Raw genomic sequence first — 18,676 nt, 5'->3', positions numbered from 1 at the left:
TGATCGCTTCACTGGTGGGCCGGACGGTCCGGCAATTCGGATCAGGCTGGTGCACAAGCGCCGTTGGTTGCCTGTTCCCGTCGGCCCGGTCATCCCGCACAATAGCATCTTTGTCGACGCTTGCTGCCGATTCCTGCGGTGGGCCGCAGCGGCGACCTTTGCATCGGGGCCAATGGAGGACATCGACGTGCTAGGCAGATTGCAATCCCGACGCCGGAAAATCCGAGCGTTTTCCCTGATCGTTTTGGGGGTCGGTGTCATTTTGGTTGCCGGTTGTGGCCGAGACGCACGCAAAGACGCACCCGAGGTTGGTCCGGACGATGCGGCGAACACGGTGGATTCATCACCCGAAATCCAGCGGCTCGGTGGCGAAGTTCATTGGACCAAAGGCAACGAACGATGCGCGGTGTATTTGAATGACATCGCGGCGGACGATTTGCCCGTGGTCGTGGCGGCCACGCTTTCACTGCCCGGTGTGGAAGAGGTTCGGATGACTGGGGCACAGGTTGGTGATACGGCGGCGCTGCCCATTGTCGGTATCCCGACGCTGCGCCGTCTGCGGCTGACGGATACTTCGATCACCGACGCGACGATTGCCAAGGTGTCTCAGCAAGGCAACCTGCAACTATTGCATTTGCACGGGGCGCCCGACGTGACGTCCGAAGGCATGTCGGCGATCGAATCACTGACCGCGATGAAAGACTTAAGCTTATCCGGCAAGAACTTCGACGATCGTGTATTGCCCGCTCTAACGGCGATGAGCCAACTCAAGAAGTTACGTTTGCGGGGCAGCGGCGTTACCGGAGACTCCTTTGAATCCATCGCAACGTTGCCGGTGGTCGATTTGGAATTGGCCGAAACCGATTTCGGGAACCAGGGGATGCCTTGGATCGCCAAGATGCCAAAACTGACCAAGCTGAACTTGTGGCTTTGCAAGGTGGACGATGCCGGTGTCAAAGCATTGGATGGGATGACGCAGTTGACCTCGTTGAATCTGGACAACCTTCCCGGTGTCACTGATGCGTCCATCGACACCATTGTCGGGCTTTCCGAATTGACATTTTTGCATCTTGGGAAAACCAGTGTTTCACCCGAGGGCGTGGCTCGGCTGACGAAGTTACAAGAACTGGAAACCTTGCACGTGACCAACTTGGACGTTCCCGATGACGTGCTGGAAACGCTGCGTGAAGAGATGCCGAACTTGAAAAGCCTGGTGAATTGATGGCGGATGTGAAGGTCGCACATCAGGTTCCCGGAACGGGCAACCCCGAATCGCTGCTGGATCGGTTCGGGTTGCAATCGTTTCGCCCGGGGCAGCGAGACGTCATTGATGCGGTCGCCGATGGTCGCGATTGTTTGTGCATCATGCCGACCGGGGGCGGCAAGAGTCTGTGTTATCAATTGCCGGCCTTGTCCCGCGAGGGAACAACCATTGTCGTGTCGCCATTGATCGCGCTGATGAAAGACCAGGTCGATGCGTTGCAGGCCCGCGGCATTGACGCGCGGCTGTTGAACAGCAGCCTGACAATGGTCGAACACGATGCAACGATCGAAGCGATGGCATCGGGCCAAGTGAAACTGGTTTACATCGCGCCGGAAAGATTGCGGAATGGACGGTTCCTGGAAGCGATCCGCAGGGTGAAGGTGTCGTTGTTGGCGATTGACGAAGCCCATTGTGTCAGTGAGTGGGGGCACGACTTTCGACCCGACTATGCGCGTCTGGGGGCGTTTCGTCAGCGTTACCTGAACAATGTGCAAACGATTGCCCTGACGGCAACGGCAACTCCGACGGTCCGTGACGATATCTGTGGTTTGTTGAATCTGGACCAACCGTCGGTCTTCGTCACCGGATTTGCCAGAACGAATTTGCGTTTTACGGTCGATCATTTTCAAGGCGATTCGTCCAAAGACGAACGTCTGGCCCAGCACGTCGCACAGACGGACGGAACGGGAATCATCTATGCCGCCACGCGGAAACGTTGTGAAGCGATCGGTGACTGGTTGCCCGATCGCAGTGGTAAACGAGTCGGGGTTTACCATGCGGGGTTGGATCCGGCACAGCGACACCAGGTTCAAGAAGCCTTCATGTCGGGCAAGCTTGCCGCGATTGTCGCCACCAACGCGTTCGGAATGGGGATCGACAAATCCGATATCCGGTACGTGATTCACTACAACATGCCGGGCAGCCTGGAAGCCTATTACCAGGAAGCCGGACGGGCCGGTCGTGACGGCAAAATGAGCGGCTGTCGGTTGATGTTTTCCTACCAAGACCGCTACATCCAAGAATTCTTTATCGAGAATCGTTATCCGTCGCGGGAAACGGTTCAAAAGGTTTACCAGTATCTGTGTTCACTGGACGACGACCCGATCGAACTGACCTTGGATCAAGTCCGACAGGCGATCGATGTCAAAGACAGCGCTGAAGCGATCGGAACCGCGGAAACGCTGTTGGCCAAAGCCGGGGTGTTGCGGCGATTGGACAGCAGCAGCAACCACGCGGTGGTTCGGATCGATGACGAAACACCCACGTTGCTGGATTACCTGCCGCGCGAAGCCAAGTTGCGACGCAAAGTGATGACGGCCATCGAAAAAGTGGTGGGGCGTCGACGCGGCGAAGACGTGTATGTGCGGCCGTCACGCTTGGCCGAATTGGCGGGGGTGGACCGTGAACAGCTGTCACGAACACTGCGCGAACTACAGAAACTGCGTTCGTTCGACTACGTCCCGCCGTTTCGCGGCCGGGCGATTCACTTCACACGCCGCGACGTTCGCTTTGACGACTTAGCGATCGACTTTGACGAATTGCAACGGCGCAAGGACGCGGAGTATCAAAAACTGGATGCGGTGATCGACTTTGCGCGTACGTCTGGCTGTCGTCAGCGAGTCGTTTTGCGGTACTTCGGTGACCCGAATGCAAACGACTGTGGATTATGCGATCGGTGTGATCCGACCGGACAACGCTCCGGTGCAGATGCTGGTGTCGTGTCGGCAGCAAAGATGACTGCGACGCCGTCATCGGGCGTGTCCAAGATCGATCCGGTGCTGTTGCAACGCGGCGTCCAAGTGGTGTTGAGCGGCGTCACCCGCACGCACGGACGATTCGGCAAAACATTGGTGGCACAGATGTTGTGCGGCAGCAAAAGCAAAAAGCTGCAGCAATGGAAATTGAATCGGCTTAGCACCTACGGTCTGCTGGACAAGCTTCGTCAAACCGAGGTCGTCCAAGTGATGGATGAACTGATTGCTGCGGGACTGCTGAAACAGGTCGAGGTCGATCAGCGACGTCCCACGGTGCATTTGACCGATGACGGGCGCGACGTGATGCATGCCAAAGCGTCGGTTCCCGAAAGTTTCCAGCCCGCCTATCCGCTTGCACGAAAATTGGCCGCCGCCGTTCGATCGTTGGAAAAGGCGGACGTCACCGCCGCGGCCAAGACCGAGCCGGATGCTCCACCGCCCCCGAAACCACCGAATCCGCCGGAGACATCGAATCCGGGTTCGACACCGCCAGCGTCGGAAACCACCCTGCGGATCGACACCAACCCGGGGCGGGCCCCCGAGGCGCCCGCCGGCACGCCAGCGGCGGGCAAGCAATCCGCCGAAGCCGACTTGGTCGCTTCATCAGTTGCCATCAGTCCCGATGAACAGTTGCGTAGCGATCTGGAAGAACGATTGAAGCGGTTTCGACGCAAACGCGCCGCTGCCATGGCGGTTCCCGCCCACCAGATCGTTTCTGCCGCAACGCTTCAGCGAATCGCCCGCCGGCAACCCCAGACGACGACGCAATTGGAATCGGTCGAAGGTGTGTCGGCGGAACTGATTGAGTCGGCGGGGCATGATTTGGTCCAAATCGTGCTGGACTGTCTGGCCGACGCTCCCCAGGCTGGCGATTTGGCAGTCGGCGGCCAGGACGATGATTCCTCAGAACCGTCCGGGACCGCCGCGGCGTACTACTGGACCTGGAAGCTTCGCCGCGATGGTTACACCTGCAGCCAGATCCAGGAGATCCGTGGTTTATCTGCCGACGTCGTTCGCGGTCATTTGATCCGTGCCGATGGCGAGGGGTATCCCGTCGATCCCCAGTGGTTGTCCGGTCAACCGTCCGGCGACTAGGACGCCGGCACGTCTGTACCGTTGGTCGCCGCGGCCTGATTTGCGTCGATTGACCGTCGCACAGTGGGGTCGGACGTTTGGGGGTGTCAGTGCTAGACTGGTGTTCGACCGCCTACGATGACGTCGTCGGCTTAAACAAATTTTGAACGTTCGGAGCGTCCCGCCCGGGGGCTCGGGAAAGGTATTCGATGGAAAATCGTCCGGAGGAGAAGACCGATTCGGCCGCCGATGGTCGCAAGCGGGGAAACAATTCGTTTTTGATCGCCCTCGTGGTGGCCGGGCTGATCGCGATGTTGTTTTTCAATCGTGGCGAAGAACGCGACCGGGTCACCGCCAGCTTTTTCCAGAACGAACTGGCCGGCGATAATATCGAAAGTGTCGTCATCACCGATGAAACCATCCGCGGAAAATTCAAAACCCGGCCCAACAAGCCGGCGTCCGAACAATCCGCCGATGCCGACACGGTCCAGAAATACCGCAAAGAGTTCTACGTCACTCGCAACCGTGACGCCGGTGCCACCATCGAACTGGAAGACCAGTTGCGTGAGGCCGAGGTGCCTTATGAGTTCGCCGAACGCGACCGTACCGGCGAAATTCTCAGTCTGCTGATCATGGTCGGGCTGCCGCTGGCGATCATCGCATTCCTATTTGTGATGATTCGTCGGACACGCAGTGACATCATGGGCGGCGGGTTTTTGTCGGGATTCAGCAAGAGTCCCGCCAAGCGTTTCGAGGCGAATGAAAAGGCCATCAAGTTCACCGACGTCGCGGGGTTGGAAGGCGTCAAAGCCGACCTGCAGGAAATTGTCGACTACCTGAAGACGCCCGAGAAGTTTCAAAAACTGGGTGGCTTTGTTCCCAAAGGTGTGCTGCTAAACGGGCCTCCGGGAACGGGAAAAACGTTGTTGGCACGCGCCATCGCGGGCGAAGCGGACGTGCCCTTCTTCAGCGTCAACGGCAGCGAATTCATTCAAATGTTCGTCGGCGTCGGTGCCAGTCGTGTCCGCGATCTGTTCCGCACGGCGAAGGAACAAGCGCCTTCGATCATTTTCATCGACGAAATCGACGCCGTTGGTCGCCAACGCGGTGCGGGCCTGGGCGGCGGACACGATGAACGTGAACAAACGTTGAACCAAATCCTGGGTGAAATGGACGGCTTCAGCGGCAGCCAAGCGGTGATCGTTGTCGCCGCGACCAACCGACCGGATGTTTTGGACCCGGCGTTGCTGCGCCCCGGCCGCTTTGACCGTCACATCACCGTCGGGCGTCCGACGATGAAAGGCCGCGAAGAAATCTTCAAGGTCCACGTTCGCGACGTTCCACTGGGCGACGATGTTGATCTGAAGCGTTTGGCGGCTGGTACGGTGGGTTTGACCGGTGCGGACATTCGCAACATGGTCAACGAAGCGGCACTGTGGGCGGCACGTCAGGACAAAAAGCTGGTCGAAATGGAAGATTTCGATTACGCCCGTGACAAGATCCTGATGGGGGCCAAACGCGAAGAGGTGCTGCAGGAAAGTGAAAAGGAAAAGACCGCTTATCACGAAGCGGGGCACACCCTGACCGCTTGGCATTTGGACGGTTCGCACATCGTGCACAAGGTGACGATCATTCCCCGTGGCCGTGCATTGGGGGTCACCCAGTATGTGCCCAATGAGGATCGGCTGAGCATCAGCAAGCGTGAATTGGAACACCAATTGATCGTTTTGCTGGGGGGGCGTGCTGCCGAAAAGATCATCTACAGCGAAACCTGTGTCGGTGCCGAAAACGATTTGGAACGCGCCACCAGTATCGCGCGACGCATGGTCACGCACTGGGGCATGAGTTCGAAAATCGGTCCGGTCAGCTACAAAACCAGCGATGAAGACCCGTTCTTGGGACGCGAAATCCACCAGTCACGACAGTTCAGCGAACACACGCAGGAGTTAATCGACGAAGAAGTCGCGCGGATTTTGCTGGAGGCCGATCAAAAGGCGGAACAACTGTTGCGCGAACATCGCGAAGAACTGGAATCCATCACCAGGGCGTTGTTGGAAAAGGAAGAACTGTCGGAATTGGAACTGACCGACCTGATCGGGCCGTCGATTCATCAGCGCAACGGGACCAAGAAAGATAAGGTCGAACAGACGCTTGCACCCGAGAGTGCCCAGGAACACAGTCCCGGCGCACCCATCCAGCGCGACGGCGATTCGCGGGATGCCGCCAACCCGATCAATGGCGAAACCTGATCCGTTTCGCGATTCGCATGCGGTGACCCGGGCGGCGGTCAGATGCCAAAGAAAAAACACAACAAGCTTCGTGCCGATTTTCGCAAGAAACACCAGGGACGTGTCCGCGATTCAGATCTGACCCGCCGCTTTCAAACCGGGGATCAAGACAGTTTGGCCGATGCCGTCCAGTCCGAACGGTTGACCGGCAAAGGAGACCTGACGCGCAAGCGAACGGTCATCGGTGCCGATTCCAATCCGGATCAGGCGGCCGGTCTGAATGTCAAATTGGACACCGATTCCGATTTGATTCGTGGCCGGGTTGTCAGCGTTCACGGGCTGAAGGTTCGTGTGATCGGTGACGATGGACGACGGTATGAGTGCGCCGTGCGGCAGTTGTTGAAGTCACTGTCCACCGACCAGCGACATGTCGTGGTGGCCGGTGATCGCGTGATGCTGCGTGCGGAATCACCGCAAGACGGAATGATCGAAAGTGTATTGCCGCGGCGTGGCGTGTTGTCACGGACCAGTCGCGGAAAACAGCATGTGATTGTCGCCAATGTCGACTATGTGCTGATCATTGCCAGCGTGGCTAGGCCATCGCTGAAGCCCGCATTGATCGATCGGTTTTTGTTGACGGCGGCTCAATGCGAAATTCAGCCGATCATCGTTTTTAATAAATGCGATTTGATCGACCCGATGCGGATTCAGCCCATGGTGGGTGTTTACGCGTCGATGGGATATCGAACGCTGATGGTATCCGCCGAAACGGAATGGAACATCGATCCACTGCGTGCGTTGCTTACCGGCAAACAGGCGGTTCTGGCAGGGCAAAGCGGTGTGGGGAAAAGCAGTTTGCTGAACCGGATCCAACCGGGGTTGGGGCTGGCCGTGGGCGAAGTCAGTGACGACAACGACAAGGGGCGTCACACCACGACCGCGTCGCGATTGATTCCCACCGACGGCGGTGGTGCCGTCTTTGATACGCCCGGGATCCGCCAGTTTCAATTATGGAATATCGAGGCCAATGAGGTTGGCGGTTTGATGCCCGATTTCCGACCCTATGTCAGCAGTTGTCGGTATCCGGATTGTCTGCATTTGACCGAGACGGATTGTGCTGTGAAGGATGCCGTCGCCGATGCCCGCATCGATGCGCGACGGTATGACGCCTATTGCCACTTGCTGGAAGAGGATTTGCTGCCGCAATGAGGTCACTGTCACGCCGCTGGGCCGTTGGCCTGATTGTTATCAGTTCGCTGATCTTCACCGCTGCCTTGGTCTTGTTCTGCTTGGCTTTGGGATTGGACTTGCGGAACGAAGGCTGGTCGGGGCCCAAGTCAGATTTGCTGCAGTCAGGTCGTTCGATCGCCATGGTGGTCGCGTCGGCGGTGATGTTGGCCGTTGCCATTGTGATGTTCTTCGTGGGCTTGCATCGAATCAGCAAGCCGGACGATCTTCGCTGAACGCGGCGCTTGCCCCTGAGGTGTTTGGCGCAAACCGGATGCATGGCGGCTTGTTACGATGGTGCCGTTGAAATACGCACCCCAACCAAGTTTCGCTTTCCGGAGGTTTCCATGCGTTCACGTCGTTTGACCGTTGCGGTCGGGTTCAGTTTGTTTGCGGCGACATTGGGTCAAGCCGCTACGTCGGCGGTCTTTTTCGGAACGACGACCCCACGAGGCGGCACCAGCCAGGGGATTTACCAGGGCCAGTTTGATTCCGACAGTGGCAAGTTGACGAACATCGCTTTGGCCGCTGAATTGTCCAACCCCGGATTTGTCGCCAAACACCCGACCCTGGACATTTTGTACAGCACGGGGTCCATCGATGGTCAGGCGGTGGTGGCCGCGTACAAGATCGATCGTGGCGCCGATGGCAGTTGGTTGACACCGGTGGGGCACCAAGAAATCGGTGACGGTGGTGCAGCGCATCTGTCGACCGATCGCAGCGGAAAGGTTTTGATGTCGGCCCAATATGGTGGCGGCAGCGTTGCCGTGTTCCCGCTGGCCGACGATGGCACGATCCAGCCGCGTAGCGATTTGCAAAAACACAGTGGCGGCAGCGGTGTCGTGGACCGACGTCAAGACAAACCGCACGCCCATTGGGTGGGGACATCGCCGGACAATCGCTTCGTGTTTGTTCCCGATTTGGGATTGGACCGTGTCGTGATTTATCGTTTGGATGCTGAAAATGCCAAGCTGACGCCGCATGGTGAAGGCGTTTGCCCGCCCGGCGGTGGTCCGCGGCACATGAAGTTCAGCCCCGACGGGGACAAAGCCTATGTGTTGAATGAACTGGCCCTTTCGGTCACCGCGTTCGAATATGACGCCAAGGCCGGCACGATGGCTCCGGTGCAAACCATTGAAACTCTTTCCCAGGACACCAAGGCAAAAGAGACTTTCAACAGTGCCGCGGAGATCCGTGTTCATCCCAGCGGAAAGTTTGTCTACACCAGCAATCGCGGTCACGATTCGATCAGCGCGTTCCGGGTGGACGATGAATCAGGAAAGCTGTCGGTGATCGAAGTCGAACCTATTCGCGGCGGGTGGCCGCGGAATTTCAACCTGGATCCCAGCGGCCGCTATTTGTTGGCCGCCGGACGCGACAGCAATACCGTCACGGTGTTCGCCATCGATTCGGAATCCGGCGAATTGACTTACACGCGGAACATGGCCGTTGTGCCGACACCGATCTGCGTTGAATTTGCGTCCAATTGAACTTGATCGTGGTTCAGCGTCCGGCCGGTTTGCTCATTAGCAGTTTGTAGTGGCCGCTGCCCATCAAATCGTCCAAGCGATTCCGTAATTCAGGGGTTACGTCGACGCGGAAACGATCGCTTTTCAGGTGAACCGTTTCTCCGTCACGTAGCCCGATGGTGATCAACAGTTCTTTGGAACCGGGATACCCGCGGATGATTTCGCGGACACTGTTCATCGTATTGGTGTCGTGTTCGATTTCGTCAAAGCGAATACGGATGCCGTGGGTGTACCGGTTGTCCAGTTCATCCAGCGGGACCAGGTCGTCGATGATCAAGTTGACTTCGTCGCCACCGCCCCGCCGATCGACTTTACCTTTGGCCAAGACCACCGCGTCGGGTTGAACGCGTTCGCCGCATTCGGCGAAACCGCGTGGCCAGACGATACAGCGGACGTTGCCGCCCATGTCTTCCAAATCAAAGTTGGCGTACTTCGACGGCTGACCGGGTTTGCTGTTCTTGGTGTGGGCCAACTTGATGCTGCTGATCATGCCGCCAAGGATGACTTCCGCACGATCCTTGACGTCGCCCAGTTTGTCGGTGGTGTGCGTTCGAAAGGTCGCCAGCTTGTTTTCGTATTCGGCCAGCGGATGGCTGTCCAAATAAAAACCCAGCACTTCTTTCTCATTCAACAGCTTTTCACGATCGGGCCATTCTTCAATATCGGGCAGGGGGATCGACGGTGCGTCGGCTTCCGGTTCATCGTCGAACGCACCGAATAGATTGGCTTGCCCGCTTTTCTTGTCTTTCTGAACCGCGGCACCGGCTTGCAGGGCCCGGTCGACGATCGACATTAGCTGACTGCGATGGGCACCGAAGCAGTCCATCGCACCGGCTTTGATCAATGATTCGATTGATGAACGGTTACAGTCATGCGGGTCGACTCGTTCACAGAAATCGAAAATGTCTTTGAACGGACCGTTTTTGGTGCGTTCACGTTCGATCGACGTCGCCGTGCTGCCACCACAGCCTTTGATTGCGGATAGAGCAAACTGGACCTTTCCGTTGTTGACCGAAAAGTCGGCGGCGCTGCGATTGACACACGGATGCTCGATCTCGATCTGCATCCGGTCGCAATCTTCCATGTGCTCGACCAGCGAATCCTTTCGCTTGAAGTTCCGACCGTCGATGTCACTGGACAGCAACGCTGCCATGAATTCCATCGGATGGTGAGCTTTCAGGTACGCCGTTTGGTAGGCCACCAGTGCATAGGCGGTACTGTGAGACTTGTTAAAGCCGTAGCCCGCAAATTTGACGATCAGATTCCAGATGTCTTCGGCGTCTTTGTTGGCCAGCCCGTTTTCGACGGAACCTTCGATGAAGGCCTTGTAGTTGGCCGCGATCAAAGCTTCCTTTTTCTTACTGATCGCCTTGATACACGTGTACGCTTTGGCCAACGGAATCTTGCCCAAGCGGTTCAAGATCCGCATGACCTGTTCTTGATAAACCATGATGGAGTTGGTTTCTTCAAGAACTTCCTTCAGCACGGGGTGCTTGTATTCGGGTTCTTGGCGGCCGTGCTTGATGTTGACGTAATCGTCGACCATCCCGCCTTCCAGCGGTCCGGGGCGGTAAAGCGCGGCGGTTGCGATGATGTCGCTGAAACAGTCGGGCTTCATCCGCTGCAGCAAGTCCCGGATACCTCCCGATTCCAGCTGAAAGACGCCCTTGGTTTCGCCGCGTTGCAGCAGGGCATAGGATTCCTTGTCATCCAAGGGGAATTTCAGCGGGTCGATCTCCGTGCCGGTGGTTTGCTGGACCAGCTGAACCGTCCGGGACAGGATGGTCAGGTTTCGCAGCCCCAGGAAATCCATCTTCAACAGGCCCGACGCTTCCACGTCGTTCATCGACCACTGGGTGATGACATCCTGTTTGCCGGGCACCCGCGTCAGCGGCACGTATTCGGTCAAGGGTTTGTCGGAAATCACCACCGCGGCGGCGTGTGTTCCGACGTTTCGGGCCAGACCTTCGATCTTCATCGCCAGGTCGATCAGTTCCCGGATTTCGGGATCATTGTCGTATGTGTTTTTCAGGTCGGCGCTTTTTTCGAGCGCCTTGGGCAGGGTGATCTTCAACTCATCCGGCACCATTTCGGTGACCTGATTGACCCGGCTTAGCGGGACACCCAGGGCGCGACCGGTGTCTTTGATCGCGGCGCGCGCGGCCAGGGTTCCGAACGTACCAATTTGGCAGACCATTTCGCTGCCGTACCGCTTTTTCACATAGTCGATGACTTCGCCGCGGCGTTCCTTTTCAAAGTCGATATCGATATCCGGCGGTTCGGTTCGACTTTCATCCAGGAATCGTTCGAACAGCAGGTCGTATCGCAGCGGACAGACGTGAGACAGGTACAGCGCATAGCAAACGATCGCGCCGACGCCGCTGCCCCGTGCTGTTGCGTTGATACCAATGCTGCGGGCGTGATTGACGAAATCCCAGACGATCAGGAAATAGGTCGGGTATCCCAGCTTTTCGATAACGCCCAGTTCTCGATCCAAGCGAGCATTGACTTCATCGGACAGTTCGCCATCGACCAACCGTTCGGGATCGTCCTCGTATCGTTCCTTCAGACCTTTGACGCACAATTCCCGCAGGTAGTCGATCGGCTTTTGTTCGTTCGGGCATTCGAAACGAGGGAAAAAGTGTTTGCCGAATTCCAGATCGATGTCCACGCTGTCGGCGATTTCTTGGCTGCGTGATACCGCGTCTTCCATGCCCGGAAAACAGTCGTACATCTGTTCGGGGCTGCGCAAGAAGAACTGGTCGTTCTCCATTTTCATCCGCGATTGATCGGTCCGGAATCGTCCCGTGTTGATGCACAGCATGATGTCTTGGGCTTCGGCGTCTTCCCGATCGACATAGTGCGTGTCGCTGGTGGTGACGACGGGCAGTCCCAAGCGGTCGGCGATTTCAACGGCGCCCTGCAGTTGTTGACGTTGGATGTCGACGCCGTTGTTCATCACTTCGATGAAGTACCGATCGCCGAAAACGTTGTGAAACCACCCGGCGATGTCTCTGGCCTCTTTTTCGTGCTCGGCGGTGTCGATCCCCTTCAAGATGGCACGGCTGAATTCACTGCTGACGCAACCAGACAGACAGATGATGCCTTCGTTGTAGGTTTGCAGGATTTCCTTATCGATCCGCGGTTTGAAATAGAATCCTTCCAGCGACGCGGCGCTGGCCATCTTGATCAAGTTTTTGAAGCCGGTTCGGTTTTTGGCCAACAGGGTCAGGTGGTAACTGGCCGCTTTGCTGCTGGACGCTCCGCCCTTGTCGAATCGGCTGCCCGGGGCAATGTAGGCTTCGTAACCGATGATCGGATTGATGCCCGCGTCTTTGGCTTTTCGATAAAACTCCAATGCCCCGTGCAGATTGCCGTGGTCGGTCAACGCCAGGGCGTTCATCCCGTGATCGACCGTCCGCTTGACCAATTTGCTGATATCGCTGGCGCCGTCCAGCAGGCTGTAGTGGCTGTGGCAATGAAGGTGCACAAACGGACGCGATGCGGCGGTGGTTTCGGACACGCGATCGGATTCCTTGTCGACGCGGGGATCACGGGATCTGCCCCAGGGTGGGGCTGGATTGGCCACGTCTGGATGACGGCATCATCGCAGATCGGCGCGGGCACAGACGGTGGATGCCATCGCATCGGTCGTCCGGACCGGTGCATCTTAGGAAATCCGTCCCGCGTGGTCGATTCAGATGATCGGATCGGCCGGACCACAAACGCAAGTGCCGGCCGATGTGTGCCGAAAAAAACAGGGCAAAAAGAATTGTCCAACCCACGAAAAACGGCGACCTGACGGACAGGTCGCCGCTGGTGGAATCGATTGCGACGGCCGCGAAGGAGCCGTCGGAGATGGACACACCGCGACCGCCGCAAGGATGGCGACCGGGTGCACCCATCCGCGGTTAGGGAACTTCGACGGATTCACGCATCGCGCGTGTCCCCAAAGCACCCCAGACACCGTACGGGCTGGCGGATCCCGGCGGAGTGCCAGGATTGCCGGTCGGCCAGTTCGGCGAAGGAGCCGTCTTGTCGCCCGCGTCGATGGATTCGGAAATGAATCGCACCGCACCGTCACCCAGCACGACATGGCATCCACCGGGGTGATAGCTGCCGGCCGAGTTCATGGTGTCCGAGCCGTCACCGGACCAGGCGCAGCTGACGCCGTTGGGCGGCATGATCGTGGTGACGCTGCCCAAGACGGGGCGTCCGTCGGTCCAACGCATCCCTTTGCGCTGCGACGAGCTCCAGTTATTGGCGTTGGTGCCCGCCAAGTGATATTGCGGGCGTGTCGGATCGATGGTGTCTTCGCAAACCGACGGATCGGTGAAGAACGCGGCGTCTTGGCCGCGGTTCACGCAAGTCGCGCGGACTTCCAAGTTGCCATTGTCGACACAGATCTCGGTACACGCGATGGTGTTGCTTAGCCCGTCGATCATGTCGCGAAATTTGGTCGTGATGCGGGTTTCAAAGAATCCGCGATCGAATGCGCCCTTTCGTGCCGTACACCAGCCACGGATCGAACCGTCATCGTTGATGCATGAGTGATTGTTGCTGGCGATTCCATCACCGATGCAAGCAGCGATGTTGGTGTAGCCTTCAGTGTTTGCACGTGGCACGCTGGGATCGCTGGGACAGCGATAGGTACCGACTTGCGTCAACCACGGTGTGTAATTCCGATTCCAAACTTCCGGACCCATCGACGGGAACGGTGGGCTTTGTGGTTGTCCGTTATGACGAACCGCGATCGGATTGGAAATCTGGTCCCACAACGGTTGCTGTTCCATGAACGGCAAAATGGGAACCAAGAAATTCAACATGTGGCGGTTGCCCGGATTGTTGGTCCCGCCACTTTGCTTCGGAAGCTGTTTGAATGCCGAATGATAGTTGTGCAATGCCAAGCCGACTTGCTTGAAGTTATTGCTGCAACTCATTCGACGTGCCGCTTCACGAGCGGACTGAACGGCCGGCAACAGCAAGCCGACCAAAACCCCGATGATCGCAATGACGACCAATAGCTCCACGAGCGTGAAGCCGATGCGTTTCTTGTGGTTCATAAAAGAAAGTCCAAAACGAAAAACAAATAACAAACGATTCGAAACGAATCGAAATCGACGTTCCCCGGGCATCGCCCCCGCGTCCTGCATTTCAGCCCGTTGCCCCCGTAAGGTGCATCGATCCAATGATGCACGTATCAATGACGGTCAAGCCAAGGGTGTCAGTGGCTTCCCGCGTCCGACTCATACTGTGCTTCCATGTCGGCCAAATCTTCCTCGCTGCGAAGCGCACTGTCGTCGACGCCGGAAACGGTCGTGGAGTTGTCCGGGCCGCAGCCGACCACGGTGAAGGTTCCGGCCAACGCACAAGCCAGCACGGTTGCTTTGGCGATACGCTGGAGTGCGAATGCAAACTTGGATTCGGTGTTGTTCTTGGTCATGAGAGTTCTTTGAGTCCTCAATGATGTTGGCTGGAGTGAAAGAATGAAGAAAGCGACGGCTAGCATAAGCGGCTTGCGCTCGGGCCTTCGATCGAATTGAGCGTGATTCGCCGTTGGGCCGTGTTGTTTTTTGTTGACATGTATGTGCCCACCCATTGCGGGTGGCGTGCTCGCGCTATTGCTGTGGTGTTTCTACTGACAACAGGTGCGCCGGGCGCAAAACCGTGTCGAACGCGTGTCGTGAACGGTTTTCGTAGGGTCGAATCTAGTGATGAGTTTTCGGGTGAGTTGATCGATGAATGCTTTGTTCCAACGACGCGGTTGTAAGGTTGTCCGGGATGCGTTTCGGCGGCCGATGCTGATGGCATTGCTATTGCTGGTTGTTTGTCACGTTCACGTTAGTTCAGACGATGGCGTGCATGCATCGCGCATTCGCGCTAGCTTGTCTTTGGCCGAGACAAAAGTGCGTGAGGCGGGTGATTCGGCACGCGCGATTGATCACGTTCAACTTGGCGATGCTCAACTGCGGTTCGGTCGCGTGGAAGAATCGATCAACAGTTTTGAGAAGGCGATTGAGATGCGTCCGGAATGGGAACCAGAGCTATGGCAGTACGGGATCGCACTGGCCTTTGCACAACGTTACCGAGATGGCCGCGAGCTTTTTGAGAGGCATCGTCGCGTGAATCCGCACGATGTTGAAAACGCGGCTTGGCATTTTTTATGCGTCGCGAAAGACGCCGACCTTGCGACCGCGCGTCAGCTTTTGTTGCCGGCACCGTCCGACCCGCGTCCACCGATGAAGCAAGTGTTGCGGCGGCTGGCCGGTGGTGATGATGCGATCGTGGTCACCGCGGTGACCGACAATGCGTCGAAGCGCGAACGTGATTCGGCGCAGTTCTTTGCGGACCTGTATCTAGGCTTGATCGCCGATGCCGAAGGAAATCCCGCCAAAGCCGAACAATACATGCAGGCGGCAGCAAAGACAGAGCTGGGGCACTACATGGCGGATGTGGCAAGAGTTTATGCCAAGCGTCTGGCGCGGGGACGGTAAAAAAATAGGCGTGTCGGCCGGACCGACACGCCTGATTCAGCGGGCAAAGTGATCAACAGCGTTTGGGTCGATCACTTGGCTGTCAAGTTTCGCAACACCGTGGGCAGGATGCCACCGTTGCGATAGTACTGCAGTTCAACTGGCGTATCGATCCGCACCACGCAAGGAAACGACTTGGCATTTCCGTTGACGTCGGTCGCGGTGACCGTGATCGTGCTGCGGGGTTCCAGGTCGTTGGACAGATCGGGAATGTCGATCGATTCTTCACCGGTCAGTCCCAGCGATTGCCATGTCGCGCCGTCGGCGAATTCCAGTGGCAACACGCCCATGCCGACCAGGTTGCTCCGGTGAATTCGTTCGTAACTGGCTGCGATCACGGCTTTGACGCCCAGCATCATCGTGCCTTTGGCGGCCCAGTCACGGCTGCTGCCCGTGCCGTATTCGCTGCCGGCCAAGACGACCAAAGGAGTGCCGTCGGCTTGGTACTTCATCGATGCGTCGTAGATCGACATCGTTTCACCGGTGGGCAGGTATCGGGTCACGCCGCCTTCGGTGCCGGGAGCCAACTGATTGCGGATGCGAATGTTGGCGAACGTTCCACGGACCATCACACGGTCATTCCCGCGGCGTGATCCGAAGCTGTTGAAGTCCCGAATGCCCACACCCTTTTCTTGCAAGTACTTTCCTGCGGGGCCGTCCGAAGCGATCGCACCGGCGGGGGAAATATGGTCGGTGGTGACGCTGTCGGCCAGCAATGCCAAGACACGTGCGCCATGGATGGGGCTGACATCGGGAACGGTGTCGTCTTTGACCGCATCCAAGAACGGCGGGTGTTGGATATAGGTGCTGGAATCATCCCAGGGATAGATCGCACCGCCGGCCGCATCGATGGCGTTCCACAGGTCGTTGCCACCGACGGCGGCTTGATATTGTTCGGTGAACATGGACGGATCGATCGATGATCGGATCGCATCGGCGACTTCGTCGGCGGTGGGCCAAATGTCGGCCAGCATGACGGGCTGACCGTCTTTGTCGGTTCCGATCGGCTCGGTTGCCAAATCGATGTCGACGGTGCCGGCCAGTGCGTAAGCAACGACCAACGGCGGGCTGGCCAAGTAGTTGGCTTTGGTCAACGGATTGACGCGGCCTTCGAAGTTGCGGTTGCCCGACAGGACGGCCGACGCGATTAGGTCGCCACTGGTGATGGCTGCTGCGACCGGTTCGGGCAGCGGACCGCTGTTGCCGATGCAGGTCGTGCAGCCGTATCCGACGGTGTTGAATCCAAGGTTGTTCAGGCTTTCGGTCAGACCCGCTTTGTTCAAGTACTCAGTGACGACGCGGGATCCGGGGGCCAGGCTGGTCTTGACATAGTGCGGCACGGACAGGCCACGTTCGACGGCCTTTTGGGCCAGCAATCCGGCACCGACCATCACCGAAGGGTTGCTGGTGTTGGTGCATGACGTGATCGCAGCGATGACGACGGCACCGTGTTTGATCTCGGTGCTGTGCCCGTTGTCACTGACCTTTCCAATGCGGGCCAAGTCATCGCCACCCAGGCCGAACCCGGTCTTGCCGACCGGTGCGGTCAACGACGCTTCGAACGCGTCCTTCATTCGGTTCAGCGGGATGCGGTCTTGCGGACGCTTGGGGCCGGCCAGCGAAGGTTCGACGGTGGACAGGTCCAGCGACAATCGTTTGGTGTATTGCAACGTCGGGCCGTCGTCGGTCCGGAACAGGCCCTGTTCTTTGCAGTAACGTTCGACCAATTGAACGCCAGCATCGTCACGGCCGGTTTGACGCAGGTAATGCAGCGTCAGGTCGTCGACCGGAAAGAAGCCCATGGTCGCACCATATTCGGGCGCCATGTTGGCGATCGTCGCACGGTCGGCGACGCTCATTTCGTTCATGCCGGTGCCGAAGAATTCGACGAACTTGCCCACGACGCCTTCTTCGCGAAGGATTTCGACGACCCGCAGCACCATGTCGGTGGCGGTCGCGCCGCTGGGCAGAGCACCGGTCAATTCGAATCCGACGACCTCTGGCATCAACATGTACAGCGGTTGGCCCAGCATGTTGGCTTCGGCTTCGATCCCGCCGACGCCCCAGCCCAGGACGCCCAGGCCATTGATCATCGTCGTGTGGCTGTCGGTGCCGACCAAAGTGTCGGGAACGGCGACCGGACCATCGGGGGTGTCCTTCAGTGCGACGACGCTGGCCAGGTATTCCAGGTTGACCTGGTGGACGATGCCGACGTTGGGCGGGACGACGGAGAAGTTATTGAAGGCTTGTTGGCCCCACTTCAAGAATTCGTACCGTTCGCGGTTGCGTTGGAATTCGATTTCAACGTTGTGCTGCAGTGCCGTGGCGTCACCAAAGAAGTCGACTTGGACACTGTGGTCGATCACCAGGTCGACCGGGATCAATGGATTGATCTTTTCGGGATCACCACCGATTCGCTGCATCGCCGAACGCATGGCGGCCAAGTCAACGACGGCGGGAACGCCCGTGAAATCCTGCAGAACGACTCGGTAGGGCTTGAAAGGAACCTCGGCCTTGGCGGGTGCCGCCGCGTTCCAGCCGGCCAAGTTCTTGACGTCGTCCTCGGTGACCTGGAATCCGTCGCAGTTTCGCAGCACGGCTTCTAAAAGCACGCGGATGGAAAATGGCAACTGGCTGATTTTTCCCAGACCGGCGTCTTCCAGCCGGCTGAGACGATAAATGGTGGCGGAACCGTTGCCGGTATCGAAAGAATCACGAACGCCGAAAGGATCGAAAGTCACGGTCGAAGGTTCTCTGTCGTGCGAATCGGAAGGCTTCTAAACAACTGGCCCCGCAGTTTAACCGCGTCGTCGCGTTCTGTCTTGACACCCCGAGTCGGTGGCGTTCAGCCCAGTTTTGCCACGCCACGTGGGCGGAATCTTTGCCCCAGCAGGCGTGAATCGGCATTTTCTGGGCGAGTCATGCTCGCCGATCGGACCCCCGGCAACCGACGCCCCGTCGGACGGATCCGAGGCGACGCCGATGGTTCAAAACGGGCAGTTTGGGAAAGGCGTTCCGCTTCTGCCGATTCTCTTGTTCGTCCGGGTTCTGTCGCGTCGATAAGCCC

General features: G+C 57.9%; 11 protein-coding genes. 7 read left to right on the top strand and 4 right to left on the bottom strand.

Annotated features, from left to right (window positions below; translation table 11 throughout):
* Positions 1–49 precede the first annotated feature (49 nt).
* From Mal65_RS24095 to Mal65_RS24070, 6 genes are all read left to right on the top strand, one after another.
* Positions 50–1,222, top strand: coding sequence for a leucine-rich repeat domain-containing protein (locus tag Mal65_RS24095; protein WP_165700972.1), 1,173 nt, complete (start codon positions 50–52; stop codon positions 1,220–1,222).
* Complete coding sequence (locus tag Mal65_RS24090) at positions 1,222–4,113, top strand: ATP-dependent DNA helicase RecQ (RefSeq protein WP_145303689.1); 2,892 nt, start codon at positions 1,222–1,224, stop codon at positions 4,111–4,113. Before Mal65_RS24095 ends, Mal65_RS24090 begins: the two co-directional genes overlap by 1 nt.
* A 188-nt stretch (positions 4,114–4,301) precedes the next feature.
* Positions 4,302–6,341, top strand: coding sequence for an ATP-dependent zinc metalloprotease FtsH (gene ftsH / locus Mal65_RS24085; protein WP_145303687.1), 2,040 nt, complete (start codon positions 4,302–4,304; stop codon positions 6,339–6,341).
* 42 nt (positions 6,342–6,383) lie between these two features.
* On the top strand, positions 6,384–7,529 hold the full coding sequence (gene rsgA / locus Mal65_RS24080; RefSeq protein WP_145303684.1) for a ribosome small subunit-dependent GTPase A: 1,146 nt from the start codon (positions 6,384–6,386) through the stop codon (positions 7,527–7,529).
* Positions 7,526–7,783: a hypothetical protein gene (locus tag Mal65_RS24075; RefSeq protein ID WP_145303681.1), complete on the top strand. Its 258-nt coding sequence runs from the start codon at positions 7,526–7,528 to the stop codon at positions 7,781–7,783. The genes rsgA and Mal65_RS24075 overlap by 4 nt, the downstream gene beginning before the upstream one ends.
* A gap of 111 nt (positions 7,784–7,894) precedes the next feature.
* Positions 7,895–9,037: a lactonase family protein gene (locus tag Mal65_RS24070; protein WP_145303678.1), complete on the top strand. Its 1,143-nt coding sequence runs from the start codon at positions 7,895–7,897 to the stop codon at positions 9,035–9,037.
* Between the two features lie 13 nt (positions 9,038–9,050).
* Here Mal65_RS24070 and dnaE read toward each other — a convergent pair whose 3' ends face one another.
* The 3 genes from dnaE to Mal65_RS24055 all read right to left on the bottom strand — a co-directional run bounded on the left by dnaE (position 9,051) and on the right by Mal65_RS24055 (position 14,519).
* Entirely contained in the window at positions 9,051–12,599 is a 3,549-nt protein-coding gene (gene dnaE, locus Mal65_RS24065; RefSeq protein ID WP_145303676.1) for a DNA polymerase III subunit alpha, read from the bottom strand.
* Between the two features lie 388 nt (positions 12,600–12,987).
* Positions 12,988–14,139, bottom strand: coding sequence for a DUF1559 domain-containing protein (locus Mal65_RS24060; protein WP_145303673.1), 1,152 nt, complete (start codon positions 14,137–14,139; stop codon positions 12,988–12,990).
* A gap of 161 nt (positions 14,140–14,300) precedes the next feature.
* Positions 14,301–14,519 carry a hypothetical protein gene (locus tag Mal65_RS24055; RefSeq protein ID WP_145303670.1) on the bottom strand — a complete coding sequence of 73 codons (219 nt, stop codon included), beginning with the start codon at positions 14,517–14,519 and terminating at the stop codon, positions 14,301–14,303.
* Between the two features lie 295 nt (positions 14,520–14,814).
* Between Mal65_RS24055 and Mal65_RS24050 the strand changes: the two genes are divergently transcribed.
* Positions 14,815–15,570, top strand: a complete 756-nt coding sequence (locus Mal65_RS24050; RefSeq protein ID WP_145303667.1) for a tetratricopeptide repeat protein — start codon at positions 14,815–14,817, stop codon at positions 15,568–15,570.
* Between the two features lie 71 nt (positions 15,571–15,641).
* On the opposite strand, the gene acnA is transcribed toward Mal65_RS24050, so the two are convergent.
* Positions 15,642–18,350 carry an aconitate hydratase AcnA gene (gene acnA / locus Mal65_RS24045; RefSeq protein WP_145303664.1) on the bottom strand — a complete coding sequence of 903 codons (2,709 nt, stop codon included), beginning with the start codon at positions 18,348–18,350 and terminating at the stop codon, positions 15,642–15,644.
* Positions 18,351–18,676: the final 326 nt, after the last annotated feature.

This window comes from Crateriforma conspicua (genome assembly GCF_007752935.1).
GTDB lineage: Bacteria > Planctomycetota > Planctomycetia > Pirellulales > Pirellulaceae > Crateriforma > Crateriforma conspicua.
Note: the sequence above shows the minus strand (reverse complement) of the source record. Positions and strands in the feature narration are given on the sequence as shown.

Bases quoted from the DNA above. Each gene is read 5' to 3' on its own strand.
- Mal65_RS24090 (WP_145303689.1), top strand. From the start codon at position 1,222: ATGGCGGATGTGAAGGTCGCACATCAGGTTCCCGGAACGGGCAACCCC.
- ftsH (WP_145303687.1), top strand. From the start codon at position 4,302: ATGGAAAATCGTCCGGAGGAGAAGACCGATTCGGCCGCCGATGGTCGC.
- rsgA (WP_145303684.1), top strand. From the start codon at position 6,384: ATGCCAAAGAAAAAACACAACAAGCTTCGTGCCGATTTTCGCAAGAAA.
- Mal65_RS24075 (WP_145303681.1), top strand. From the start codon at position 7,526: ATGAGGTCACTGTCACGCCGCTGGGCCGTTGGCCTGATTGTTATCAGT.
- Mal65_RS24070 (WP_145303678.1), top strand. From the start codon at position 7,895: ATGCGTTCACGTCGTTTGACCGTTGCGGTCGGGTTCAGTTTGTTTGCG.
- Mal65_RS24060 (WP_145303673.1), bottom strand. From the start codon at position 14,139: ATGAACCACAAGAAACGCATCGGCTTCACGCTCGTGGAGCTATTGGTC.
- Mal65_RS24055 (WP_145303670.1), bottom strand. From the start codon at position 14,519: ATGACCAAGAACAACACCGAATCCAAGTTTGCATTCGCACTCCAGCGT.
- Mal65_RS24050 (WP_145303667.1), top strand. From the start codon at position 14,815: ATGAATGCTTTGTTCCAACGACGCGGTTGTAAGGTTGTCCGGGATGCG.